Source organism: Lactococcus ileimucosae (assembly GCF_943193185.1).
Classification (GTDB): Bacteria; Bacillota; Bacilli; order Lactobacillales; family Streptococcaceae; genus Lactococcus; species Lactococcus ileimucosae.
Genome location: NZ_CALPDE010000002.1, coordinates 23755 through 36269 on the forward strand (window position 1 = coordinate 23755; position 12515 = coordinate 36269).

The window sequence follows — 12515 nt, forward strand, 5'->3', positions numbered from 1 at the left end:
AAACAGTTTTTGGATAACTGCGTGGTACGAATGTGTATCATGAGGAAAGTCCATGCTCGCACGGGCTGCGATGCCCGTAGTGTTTGTGCTTGGTGAAACAATAAACCAAGGTAGGAGTGTCATGCCTAACGGCTGAGGAAAGTGCTAAGTCTTTGATATGCATGAGTATTCTGTAAAAGTGCCAAAGAGACGAGACTTGCTGGAAACGGTAAGGTTGGAACGTGGTAAACCCCTCAAGCGAGCAACCCAAACTTATGGTCGGGGCACTTGACTAGCCGAACTGAAGGCGTGGTCGAGGGAGAAGTATTGCTTCTCCAGACAGATGGTTATCGAGGGTCGAAAGACCTGAACAAAACATGGCTTATAGAAAACTGTATGACACGCTGGGCTAGTCCCAGCTTTTTTTAGAAAGAAACAAAGGAAGAAATGAAAAATAATTTTAAGCTGATGGCGACTGCTGCAGCAGGTCTAGAGAGCTTAGTTGCTCGTGAATTACGCAATATGGAAATTGAAAATGTTACGATTGACGATCGTTCGCGTGTCTTTTTTACAGGAGACGCAAAAACAATTGCCCAAGCGAATATCTGGCTACGCACAGCAGATCGTGTAAAGATTGTTGTAGGTGAATTTAAGGCGCGTACTTTTGATGAACTCTTTGAAAATGTCTATGCGCTTGATTGGGAAGATTATATTCCCTTTGGTTCAGCCTTTCCTGTAAGTAAAGCGAAGTCTGTGAAATCAACCTTACATAATGAGCCAAGTGTTCAAGGCATCACTAAAAAAGCTATTGTAAAGAAAATGCAAAAGGCCTATCATCGCCCAGAAGGGGTAGCAATACCAGAACATGGCGCAAACTTCTCCATTGAGATTGCCCTTCATAAGGACAATGCAACGGTGACGATTGATACCACTGGAGACTCTCTTTTCAAACGGGGTTATCGTGTTGAAAAGGGGGATGCCCCCTTGAAGGAAAACATGGCAGCAGCGATTATCATGCTGACGAACTGGTTGGCTAATCCAAAACGTATGTTTGTTGATCCTACATGTGGCTCAGGAACATTTACGATTGAGGCGGCTATGCTGGCACTCAACATGGCACCGGGTGTGAAGCGCAAGTTTTCCTGTGAAGCTTGGCCATGGATGAAGCCAGAAGTTTTTGAGGAGATACGCCAAGCAGCAAAACAAGCTGTGCGTAAAGACTTGGAACTGGATATTCAAGGTTTTGATATTGATGGTCGGATGGTTGAGATTGCAAAAAGTAACGCACTTGCAGCAGGACTTGACCATGTGATAAAATATAAGCAAATGCGCCTGCAAGACTTTCATACAGATGCCTTGGACGGGGTTATCGTTTCTAACCCCCCATATGGTGAGCGTTTAGGCGATGAAGTTTCAGTTGCAGGGCTTTATAAAGAGATGGGAGCAACATTTGCGCCGCTCGAAACTTGGAGCAAATATATTTTGACAAGTGACATTGCTTTTGAAACACATTATGGTGCCAAGGCAACGAAAAAGCGTAAACTTTATAACGGAACCCTACGTACAGACCTGTACCAATATTTTGGAAAAAGGATAAAAAAATAAGCAAATGCTATGGAGAGCTAAATGACAGAAGAAAAAGATAAAGATATCAAAAATTCTGGCGAAAAAGTCTTAAAACTTGGCGATGTCTCGGACTTCACCGTAGGTGAGATTGTGAAAAAAGCAGAAAGAGTAGATAAAGAAAATAGCGAAAGTGAAAGCGTGCTTGACAAGTATATTCGTCAGCATCGTGGGGAGATAGAAGCTGTTAAAAATCAAGCCTTAGAAAAGTACATTCAAGCAGAACGGAAAAAGATGAGTCAAGAAGATACGGCTGATCTTAATGATGAGGCATCTGATGCTAAGAAGGAACCAGAAGAACTTTCGAGAGAAACTGAGGAGAGCTCGGAAGAAAGAATCACGGAGGTAGTTGCTTCTCCTGAAAAAGAGGGTGTGCCTGCTGAGTCTTATCCAGAAGATTTGAACTCTAAGGAAAAAACATCTGAATTTGATGAGGTAGAAGTTGTTGATGACCTTCCTCCAGTTCTTCCGGCTTCAGATGATAAGTCAGAAACAGAGAAAGGGACGGAAGGAATGACGAAGGGGGACTCTTCAGAACATTCAACCCCAACTCTTGCGGAGGAAGAGTCTTCCGCTGAATTGAGCGAATCATCAAGAAAAGCTATTAATGAAGCTTCGCGGGATGCAGTTCCTGAGACAGAAAAGGTTCGGCCAGTTGAGCAAGGTTCAGTGGCAGGAGAGCCGTTACCGAATCCAACACCAGTTGTAACTGAAAGTGAACCAGCGGGAAGCACAAAAGATACTCCAGAAAAGAAAAACAACAAAAAACCGCTCATCATTGGTCTTTGTGCATTTGTTCTTTTAGCAGCAGGCGGTGCGGGTTATGCGCTTTATAACCATAACAATAATCAAAAAGCGGCAGAACAAGCTGCGGCTGTAAATAAGGAAAATTTGACTGCTTTTAATAAAGCATATGATGAATTCTTTACAGATTCAGACCACCTTTTATTGAAGAACGCGAACTTTGATCAGTTAGAAAACTTAAAAGAAAAGCTTTCAAAACTAAAAGGTCAGGAGTTTGAGGCGGCTGAGAAGAAAGTGAACGAACTCGAAGCACAAATCACTGCAGTAGAAAAAGTCAATGCGCTCTTTAATAAGCCAGTCGTTGTAGATGGCAAGTTGGATGAAACTGCTCAAGTCAAAACGGCAGTTGCTCTACCAGCCGTACCAAAGACAGCAAATGAAAGTCTGAATGAGTTGCTCGAAAAGGCGATTAATTTAGCAAAGAAACAGCAAGCTGAAGCGAAAGCTAAAGAAGAACAAGCTGCAGCTGCAGCTCAAAATAACAGAAACGCCGCTGTGGCTGGTCAGGCAGCAGGGAATTCTAACTCTGCGGTCACTGAACCGGCGAACGGATCAGCAAATGCGTCTACACGTCAAACTGAAAATCAAGGAACACAAAGCTCTGCTCCAGCAGGCGGTGTGATGCCGAATGGCGCGCAAAATCCAACAGGAGCTACACCGGACAATTCTAACGCGCGTGTTCAGCCTCAACCTAATCTGAACCCTAATGATCCGGCATTCACTTGGAATCCAGGGATTAAGGATAAAGTCTTGAATATTGCACGACAACGTGGCTATATTTCTGGGAATAATTTTATTCTTTTGCCAGTAGCTATTCACACAATGACTTCAGGATTTATGGCTGGTCAAGTTGCTGGGTATTACAACCTTTACCGTCCAGATGGCAGCTATTTGCTGACAATCAATGCCAAGACAGGCTATTTCTTTGGAAATGGGAAAGGTTTGCCTACTGATTTTGGATAAAAAATAAAGACTTCTTTGTTCCTATGAACAGAGAAGCTTTTTTTGAATTTAGCTATAGCCATAGGAAAGACACATGACGCCTGCTGTTCTTAAAAGAAATCGGTTTGGATTACCCGTATCAAAAGATCGAGAAATTTTATACTGCTGCCATGACCTAAAAGCTTTAAAAATGCTTGAAAGCATCCAGAAGTCCTCTAGTGGCACAAGGAAGATAACTCATAAACCTAATTCAGAAAAGCTTAAACATTGCCGTGCCCTGCAGCCGCTTTCCAAAAATTTGAGCAGCCATTTGCAAGCAGTTCGGGGAAAATATCGGAATGCTAACAAGAATTTTCATAGACGACGTGCTGTTTCATTTAATTATGGGCTGAAAATAAGATATAATATGTAAAAATACTTCAAGGAGGCTTGCTATGCTCAAAATCGCATTCGTCTGTGTGCATAATTCATGCCGTTCACAAATTGCAGAAGCTCTGGGGAAAAAATTTGCCGGGGATAAGTTTGAGTTTTATTCTGCAGGTACTGAGACAAAGCCTCAAATTAATCAAGATGCTGTCCGCTTGATGAAAGAAATCTATGGCATAGATATGGAAAAAACACAAGAATCTAAGCTATTAAGCGCTATTCCACCTGTAGATATTGTGATTACAATGGGGTGTAATGTTGACTGTCCCTATCTTCCTTGCAAATATAGAGAAGATTGGGGCTTAGAGGATCCAACAGGTCAAGGTGATGAAGCTTTCAAAGCTACGATCCAGCGGATTGAAGAAAAGATAATAGAGTTGGCGCATCGGAAATTTTAAGGGAAAACAAAAAAGCATCCTTAAGCTTGACAGGCATGTTAAGGTGCTTTTCTCATGCATGAGTGATTTTTAGAAAATCATCAATTCTTTATTTGTTTGAGTTAAAGGCTCGCAACCCGTTTTAGTGACATAGAGACAGTCCTCGATACGTACGCCGACTTTACCCGGGATGTAAATTCCTGGTTCATCAGAGAAGCACATGCCTTCCTCAATGATGATGTCCTCAGAACCACCAATTGATGGGAATTCGTGAACGTCCATACCGATACCATGACCAAGACGGTGTACAAAGTACTCCCCATAACCAGCTTTGGTAATCACATCACGGGCTACTTTATCAATTTCGAGCGCAGATACTCCAGGTTTTACGAAATCCATAGCTGCCAGTTGTGCTTCAAGAACGATTTTGTGGATATCTGCATCAAAATCAGAAGGTTTACCGATAGAGATTGTACGTGTTGCATCTGAAGCATAACCGTTTTTCATCACACCAAGGTCAAAGAGCAAGAGTTTATTGTCTTGGATTTTGACATCCTCTGGCATTCCGTGAGGATTGGCTGCACGAGCACCTGAAAGGACGATTGTTTCAAAGCTCATCTGTGGCACGCCCATGCGTTTCATTTCGTATTCAATTTTGGCAGCAACATCTGTTTCCGTGCGGTCAGAATTTGCATATTCAAAGCCAATTTCGAAACATTTGTCCGCGTACTCGCCAGAAACTTTCATTTTTTCGATTTCATCGGCAGATTTGATCAAACGCATCCGTTCTACCAGTGGTGTCAAGTTAACGAATGCAACACCAGAAAATTGTGATTTGAGTCCTTCCGTTTTTGACAAGGGGATATCAGAAAATTCCACCGCAATTTTTTTGATATTTCTTGAGCCCAGATGCTCTTTAATAACAGCCCATGGATTTTGTGAATCTTCATAGCCAAAGATATCAAATCCAGTCGTGTTTTCTTTAGCTTTTTCTACTTCCAAAGCCGGTGTGAAAAGTGAAGGTGCTTTATCAGGGAAAACCATCAAACCAGCGATACGTTCGTGCGGATCAATAGCAAGACCTGTCAAGTAGTTCAAGGTCGTAGGATTGGTAATGAAAGTCATGTCAACTTCATTTTCGCTCAGAAAATTAGAGATACGTTCAATTTTGCTCATAGTATCCACCTTTCTATTAATTATTATCTCTATTGTACGCTAAATCTAAAAAAAAAGCATGCTTTAAATTAAGGAAATTGTAATACTTAAAATTATTGAAACGGTTTTCAAAAAATGCTATAATTAAATTTGGGAAAAGTTTTCATAAATATTAAAAAATATAAAAACAGGTAAGATTATTAAAATTGAGGTTTTAAAAGAATGGAAGAATCAACAACAACAATTTATGACGTTGCTCGAGTTGCTGGGGTATCAATGGCTACCGTAAGTCGGGTGGTTAATGGTAATGCGAACGTCAAAGAGAAAACACGCCAGAAAGTTCTAGATGCAATTGAAGAACTGGACTATCGTCCTAACGCAGTTGCCCGTGGTCTTGCAAGTAAACGCACAACGACAGTTGGGGTTGTCCTCCCAACGATTACGTTACCGTATTTTGCAGAGATTGCGCGAGGAATTGATGACATTGCATCAATGTATCAATACAATGTCATTCTGGCCAACAGTGATGGAGAGGAAGAAAAAGAACTAAAAGTTATTGAGAGTCTCTTTTCTAAGCAAGTTGACGGTATTGTTTATATGGGAAGCTTCATGACTGAGAAAGTGCGGAAGCAACTCCAATCAACACGTACCCCTATTGTCTTAGCTGGGATGATTGATGTGGATAAGCGAATGTCGTCAGTAAACATTGACTATCGTCTCGCCGCTCATCAAACGACTTCTGAATTGATCCAAAATAATAAGCGTATCGCTTTTGTTTCAGGTTCTTTAGAAGAAGCTGAAAACACGGAACGTATGGTGGGCTACCAAGAAGCTCTAGAGGAAGCAGGGTTAAAATTTGACGAATCTCTTGTTTTTGAAGGGAACTATAGCTTTGAAAATGGGCTTGCTTTGGCTGAACAAATGCTGTCTAAAAAGATTGATGCAGCAATTGTATCTTATGACACTGTGGCAGTAGGTTTGCTTAATGCTTTGCTTGCTAAAGGGGTAAAAGTTCCGGAAGACTTCGAGATTATTTCTGGTTCAAACAGCCCAATCACAGCCTATATGTATCCAGGCTTAACTTCCGTGAACCAGCCTCTATATGATATCGGTGCGGTTTCTATGCGTTTGTTGACAAAATTAATGCATAAAGAAGAAATTGAAGAAAATCAATTGCTCCTCGCTCACCAAATCATTAAGCGTGGTTCTACAAAGCAAAAGTGAAAAGGATAGGACAAGAAACGAAATCGTTCAAGGGACACTAGAGAGTGTTGTCTTGAACGATTTTTCTATATGGGGTTTTAGTTCCTAGGCCTTCTGAAACTTTATCAACTCCTGTGATTGAACCTAATATGATGAAGCAAAAAGATTAAACTCGGAGATTCAGCAAAATTTGTGTCTTCTTGATGCTTTGGAAGAACGAAACGGTATTAAGCGAGAAAGCACTCAATTGCAAAGCTAAACGAACATTTATTTGACTTTCACCCAAAAGCATGATACCATAGAGAAGTAAATTTAGTCTAAGTTATATATTTTATATGTTTTCTTTCACACAATGATTTACAAATTTGACGAAAGGAAATGTATACTATGACAAAAGGAACTGTAAAATGGTTTAACGACTCTAAAGGTTTTGGCTTTATCACTGCTGAGGATGGTACTGATGTGTTTGCACACTTTACACAAATCCAAAGTGATGGTTTCAGAAAACTGGAAGAAGGCGAAAAAGTTGCCTTTGATATTGAGCAAGGTCAACGTGGCCCTCAAGCATCAAACATTATTAAAGGATAAGTACAGGCACTCTTAAGGAGTGCTTTTTTTACGCGCTGGAGAGGAATAATAGTTTTTGACAGAGGCGAAATCAGTGCATCTAAAGAGTGACTTGAAGCGCAGCCAACCATCCATTGTTCGGGAAGAAGCTGGCGAGATTAAAGGTTCAAAGAAGGTGCAAAATCTAGCTCCTACATGTGCAATAGGGTTACATTTGGTAAGACTAGCAAGATGTGCTAAACTTAAAAGTATGAGGAAAACGAAAATTGTGGTGCCTGTTCTTCCGACAAATATAGCAGAAGTACAGGCCTTGGATGTAGAAAAATACAGTGCAGCCGATATTATTGAATGGCGTGCTGATTTTTTGGGAAATACGGCCGTGATTTTAGAAGCTGCCCCCTTAATATTTGAAAAGTTTAAGGGGTTTCCGCTTCTTTTTACTGTACGCACAGCAAATGAAGGTGGAAAACTATCCATTTCTAAAAAAGATTATGTCGCCCTTTTGCAGGAAATAGCTAAATTTGATCCTGCTTATATTGACCTTGAATATTTTTCCTACCGTAAAGCTTTGCCACAACTTCTTGATTTAAAAGAAAAAATTGTACTTTCTTACCATAATTTTTCTGAGTCTCCGACAGATTTGACAGGCAGAATAATGAAAATGCACAAAGAAGGGACAGCATTCGTAAAAGTTGCCATTATGGCACAGCGGGAATGTGATGTTTTAGACCTTTTACAGATTACACGAGATTTTACTGTAGAGTTTGGTCAAAAATTTATCAGTATCGCCATGGGAGAGATGGGCAAATTGACGCGGGTCTCTGGTGGCTTAACAGGTTCCTTGTGGACTTTTGCGCCGCTTGAAAAGGAAGCAGGGAGTGCTCCTGGACAAATCGCATTGCCTCAAATGCTGGATATCCTCAATGCCTTAGAGGAGTAATATTCGGTTTTTCCACATATTAAGTCAATAAAACAAGAATATTTAAGAATTTCCCGAAAAAATTCAGCCAAAATGGTATAATTTATAGTAAGTTAGAAATTTGGAGGAACTATGGTTATCAATCGTTACAGTCGTCCAGAAATGGCGGCAATCTGGTCAGAGGAAAACAAGTACAGAGCATGGCTTGAAGTAGAAATTCTCGCAGATGAAGCTTGGGCTGAGCTTGGTGAAATTCCAGCTGAAGATGTGAAAAAAATCCGGGAAAATGCGAGTTTTGATGTCGAGCGCATTTTAGAAATCGAAAAAGAGACACGCCATGATGTGGTAGCCTTTACGCGTGCCGTTTCAGAAACGCTTGGTGAAGAAAGAAAGTGGGTCCATTATGGACTGACGTCGACAGATGTTGTTGATACTGCCTATGGTTATCTCTACAAGCAAGCCAACGATATTATTCGCCGTGATTTGGCTCACTTTTTGGAAATCATCGCCGATAAAGCACGTGAACACAAATATACAGTATGTATGGGACGTACGCACGGTGTACATGCAGAACCAACAACTTTTGGTCTCAAATTAGCAACGTGGTACTCAGAAATGAAGCGTAATATAGAGCGTTTTGAGCATGCTGCTAAGGGTGTCGAAGCAGGGAAAATTTCAGGTGCTGTGGGAACCTTTGCCAATATTCCGCCTTTTGTTGAAGAGTATGTATGTGGCAAACTTGGAATTCGGCCACAAGAGATTTCGACACAAGTCTTGCCACGAGATTTACATGCCGAGTATTTCAGTGCCTTAGCGCTTATCGCAACCTCTATTGAACGTATGGCGACAGAAATCCGTGGCTTACAAAAATCAGAACAACGCGAAGTAGAAGAGTTCTTTGCTAAAGGACAAAAAGGAAGCTCGGCTATGCCACATAAACGTAACCCTATCGGCTCGGAAAACATGACCGGTCTGGCGCGTGTTATTCGAGGACATGCCGTTACAGCTATGGAAGATGTGGTTTTGTGGCATGAACGTGATATTTCACACAGTTCTGCAGAACGCATCATCGCACCAGATACCACAGAATTGATCAACTATATGCTGAACCGCTTTGGCAATATTGTAAAAAATCTGACTGTTTTCCCCGAAAATATGAAACGTAATATGGATGCGACCTTTGGCTTGATTTACAGCCAGCATGTGATGCTCATGTTGATTGAAAAGGGGATGACACGTGAAGAAGCTTATGATTTGGTGCAACCACTGACTGCGAAAGCATGGGATGAGCAAATCATGTTCCGGCCACTTGTGGAAAATAATGAAAAGATTCGTGAAAAACTTACAGAGGAAGATATTGATGCTGCCTTTGATTATAACTATCACTTGTCACGTGTAGACGTAATCTTTGAACGTTTAGGTTTGTAAATGCCTTTCAGAACTTCAGTGCTATAAAAATAGCTTATATAAGGAGACGATAATGACAGTAGAAGATTACTATGCCACCTTGGACTCTAGCCAAGACCCACATGTTTTAGCTCTGAGAAAGTTGATTATGGAGAATGCTCAGGTTGAGGAGCTTATCGCCTGGTCCATGCCGACTTTCAAGCTCAAAGCTACGGGGAAAAATTTCCTATCCATCAAAGCAACCAAAAAGTTCGTCTCCTTATATATTTTTCAGGACAAGGGTGGCGCTTCTGCCCAGCAGGAAATTATTTTCGATACTTTCAAAGATTATGCGCCCTCTACTGGCGGCGGAGGTCAGATGATTACTGTTCGTTTTGACTATAAGAAAGACCTGCCTGAGCAATTGCTGAAAGACTTTATTCAATTTCAAGTGAAGGCAGTAACAGAAAAATGAATGTTTAAAATGGACTTTAGGTTCATTTTTTTATTTGGAAAAGTAACTCATAATTAGTCCATTGATTTATTTCAGATTAAAATTTAGAAGGATAGAAACTCTACATTTCTATCTTTATAACAATTCAGTATTGACTAATATGTATAACTTTGTTATCATATTAGTATAAACTAATATGAAGAAAAAGGCCTATGAATTTAACAGAAAAACGTCAAAAACTGATACACGGTTTATCAAACAGAACAAGGCTTATGGTTCTGGAGGCCTTGCGTGACAAGGAAATGACCGTAACAGAACTCTTAGATGAAACAAAAGCTGGACAGTCCAATCTTTCACAACACCTGTCTTGTTTAAGGGACTGCGGTTTAATCACAAGTCGTAAGGAGGGAAAGTATATCTATTACTCTTTGACGACATCAGAGCTCAATCATTTACTGGAAGTCATTGATGCCACAGTAGAGTCAATGCACTGGTTACCGACAGAAGATATCCATTGTGATACATATATAAATTAAAAGGAGTTTCATATGTTTAAATCTACTCAAAAAAATGCAGCACATTGCGTCAAAGATGCTTGTAATTGTCTTAATCACCAGGCTCAAGCTGCGAGGACGAGCGAGACTGGCGACAGCTCAAGCAGTACAGAAATGTTAGGGACTTCTGACGATTCAGACCCAGCCTGTTGTAGCAGTAACCGAAAATTAAAGACAGGTTTAGAAGAAAATGATGAAGGGAATAATTACGAGCTGCTGCTGATTATTGCCTCAGCTTTATTATTGGCAGTTTTAAGTTTCTTGGATTTTTCTTCACAGCTTAAACTACTGCTCTTTATCTTAACTTATCTCTTGATTGGGCACAGTGTTTTACTCAAAGCGGGTAAGCAGTTGCTGAAAGGGAATATTTTTAACGAATTTTTCCTGATGAGTATTGCGACTGCCGGAGCATTTGCCTTAGGGGAATATGCAGAAGCTATCGCTGTGATGCTTTTTTACCAAGTAGGAGAGTATTTCCAAGACAGAGCTGTTGGAAAGAGTAAGAAATCAATTGTTGCCTTGATGGACCTGCGGCCAGAAGTTGCAACTGTCAAAAGACAGGGAAAAATCGTCAGTGTTTCTCCAGAAGCAGTTGCTGTCGGTGAAATAATACAAGTGAAAGCTGGTGAAAAAGTACCTCTTGATGGCAAGATATTATCGGGACAGTCAAGTGTCAATACAGCTGCGTTGACAGGAGAATCTTTGCCACGAGAAGTGAAAAAAGGCGATGAAGTTCTCTCAGGCTTTCTCAATATTAGTGGCCTTCTCGAAGTGGAAGTTGCAAAAACTTTTGGCCAGTCCTCAGTCTCTAAAATCCTCAATCTGGTCGAAAATGCTCAGGAAAACAAAGCACCCACAGAGCAGTTTATTTCGAAGTTTGCCCGTTATTATACTCCTATCGTTGTGGTTGCGGCTCTCATAATAGCTCTCCTGCCTCCACTTTTCTTCCAGCAAGATTGGTCTGTCTGGTTGAAACGAGCTTTTACTTTCCTCATCATCTCCTGCCCTTGTGCCCTTGTGGTTTCTATTCCTCTAGGCTTCTTTGCGGGAATTGGGGCAGCATCGAAAAAGGGTATCTTGGTTAAGGGGGGGAACTATCTTGAAGCCATGACAGAGATCAAGCAAGTCCTCTTTGACAAAACGGGCACACTTACCCAAGGAAATTTTAAAGTCACTCAGGTCTTGCCTGAGAGAGGTGTTTCAAAAGAAGAACTCCTACAACTGGCAGCTATTGGTGAGTTAAACTCTAATCACCCTCTGGGTCTGGCTTTAAAAGAAAAGCAAAACTTAGAGGCGGTCACGATTACAGAAACAGAGGAGATTTCTGGACACGGCACACGCACGCTTTATAATGGGGATGAAATTCTGGTAGGAAATGCGAAGCTTATGCAGCGCTATGCTGTTGCTTTCCAAGAGAGTGATGCGATAGGTTCGTTGCTCTATGTAGCGAAAAATGGACAGTATCAAGGTCTTATCCTTGTCGCTGATGTACTCAAAGAGGATGCCCAAGAAGCAATTGATGAGTTGAATAAACTTCATGTCTCTCAGACCATGCTCACTGGAGACAGTCAAAAAGTAGCAGCAGTAGTTGCAGAAAAGTTGAATATAAGCGATTATCATGCCAATCTCCTCCCAGAGGATAAGGTCTCTATTCTGGAAAGCTTTCTGCAGAAAGAAGAAGGTCTAACTGCCTTTGTTGGAGATGGCATCAATGATGCACCAGTTATTGCGCGAGCTGATGTTGGTTTTGCCATGGGTGGGTTGGGTTCAGATGCAGCTATCGAAACGGCTGACATTGTATTGATGACGGATAAACCTTCAAGCATCGCCCAATCTATAAAAATTGCCAGGAAGACAAAACGTCTGGTCGTGCAAAACATTGTATTAGCCCTAGGTGTGAAAGCAGTTTTCCTCCTTCTTGCTGTTTTTGGTATTGCGACCATGTGGGAAGCAGTGATTGCTGACGTAGGTGTGACAATCTTGGCTATACTTAATGTGTTAAGGCTTTTAAAATAAAAGTTTGCTCCTGCTTAGGCAGGTGCTTTTACTATGGCTGAACGTCTATTTTCTCATCAAACACTCATTTCATTTGACCTTTTTTTTTTTTATACTATAGACTCAGAAAG

Annotated in this window: 12 protein-coding genes and 1 other RNA gene; 12 read left to right on the top strand and 1 reads right to left on the bottom strand. The window is 41.0% G+C overall.

Annotation, left to right across the window (positions count from 1 at the left end):
* Positions 1-5 precede the first annotated feature (5 nt).
* The 5 genes from rnpB to NFR51_RS01170 all read left to right on the top strand — a co-directional run bounded on the left by rnpB (position 6) and on the right by NFR51_RS01170 (position 4172).
* Positions 6-369, top strand: an RNA gene (gene rnpB / locus NFR51_RS01150) — RNase P RNA component class B.
* A 57-nt stretch (positions 370-426) separates the two neighbouring features.
* A complete protein-coding gene (locus NFR51_RS01155) occupies positions 427-1584 on the top strand; it encodes a THUMP domain-containing class I SAM-dependent RNA methyltransferase (RefSeq protein WP_251711942.1) in 1158 nt (385 codons plus the stop codon).
* 21 nt (positions 1585-1605) lie between these two features.
* Complete coding sequence (locus NFR51_RS01160; RefSeq protein WP_251711943.1) at positions 1606-3369, top strand: cell division site-positioning protein MapZ family protein; 1764 nt, start codon at positions 1606-1608, stop codon at positions 3367-3369.
* Positions 3370-3442: 73 nt separating this feature from the next.
* Positions 3443-3760 carry a hypothetical protein gene (locus NFR51_RS01165; protein ID WP_251711944.1) on the top strand — a complete coding sequence of 106 codons (318 nt, stop codon included), beginning with the start codon at positions 3443-3445 and terminating at the stop codon, positions 3758-3760.
* Between the two features lie 22 nt (positions 3761-3782).
* Positions 3783-4172, top strand: a complete 390-nt coding sequence (locus NFR51_RS01170; RefSeq protein ID WP_251711945.1) for an arsenate reductase ArsC — start codon at positions 3783-3785, stop codon at positions 4170-4172.
* A 69-nt stretch (positions 4173-4241) separates the two neighbouring features.
* Here NFR51_RS01170 and NFR51_RS01175 read toward each other — a convergent pair whose 3' ends face one another.
* Positions 4242-5327, bottom strand: coding sequence for a M24 family metallopeptidase (locus tag NFR51_RS01175; protein WP_251711946.1), 1086 nt, complete (start codon positions 5325-5327; stop codon positions 4242-4244).
* A 201-nt stretch (positions 5328-5528) separates the two neighbouring features.
* On the opposite strand from NFR51_RS01175, the gene ccpA reads away from it, so the two are divergent.
* The 7 genes from ccpA to NFR51_RS01210 all read left to right on the top strand — a co-directional run bounded on the left by ccpA (position 5529) and on the right by NFR51_RS01210 (position 12405).
* Positions 5529-6530 carry a catabolite control protein A gene (gene ccpA / locus NFR51_RS01180; RefSeq protein WP_251711947.1) on the top strand — a complete coding sequence of 334 codons (1002 nt, stop codon included), beginning with the start codon at positions 5529-5531 and terminating at the stop codon, positions 6528-6530.
* 366 nt (positions 6531-6896) lie between these two features.
* Complete coding sequence (locus NFR51_RS01185; RefSeq protein WP_202231088.1) at positions 6897-7097, top strand: cold-shock protein; 201 nt, start codon at positions 6897-6899, stop codon at positions 7095-7097.
* A gap of 229 nt (positions 7098-7326) precedes the next feature.
* The gene (gene aroD, locus NFR51_RS01190) at positions 7327-8016 is read left to right on the top strand and encodes a type I 3-dehydroquinate dehydratase (RefSeq protein WP_251711948.1); all 690 of its coding nucleotides are present in this window, start codon (positions 7327-7329) and stop codon (positions 8014-8016) included.
* A gap of 111 nt (positions 8017-8127) precedes the next feature.
* Positions 8128-9423, top strand: a complete 1296-nt coding sequence (gene purB / locus NFR51_RS01195) for an adenylosuccinate lyase (protein ID WP_251711949.1) — start codon at positions 8128-8130, stop codon at positions 9421-9423.
* A 52-nt stretch (positions 9424-9475) separates the two neighbouring features.
* Positions 9476-9856 (top strand): iron chaperone, encoded by a 381-nt coding sequence (locus NFR51_RS01200; RefSeq protein ID WP_251711950.1) that lies wholly within the window; start codon positions 9476-9478, stop codon positions 9854-9856.
* A 191-nt stretch (positions 9857-10047) separates the two neighbouring features.
* Positions 10048-10371, top strand: a complete 324-nt coding sequence (locus NFR51_RS01205) for an ArsR/SmtB family transcription factor (protein WP_251423099.1) — start codon at positions 10048-10050, stop codon at positions 10369-10371.
* Between the two features lie 12 nt (positions 10372-10383).
* Positions 10384-12405 (top strand): heavy metal translocating P-type ATPase, encoded by a 2022-nt coding sequence (locus NFR51_RS01210; protein ID WP_251711951.1) that lies wholly within the window; start codon positions 10384-10386, stop codon positions 12403-12405.
* Positions 12406-12515: the final 110 nt, after the last annotated feature.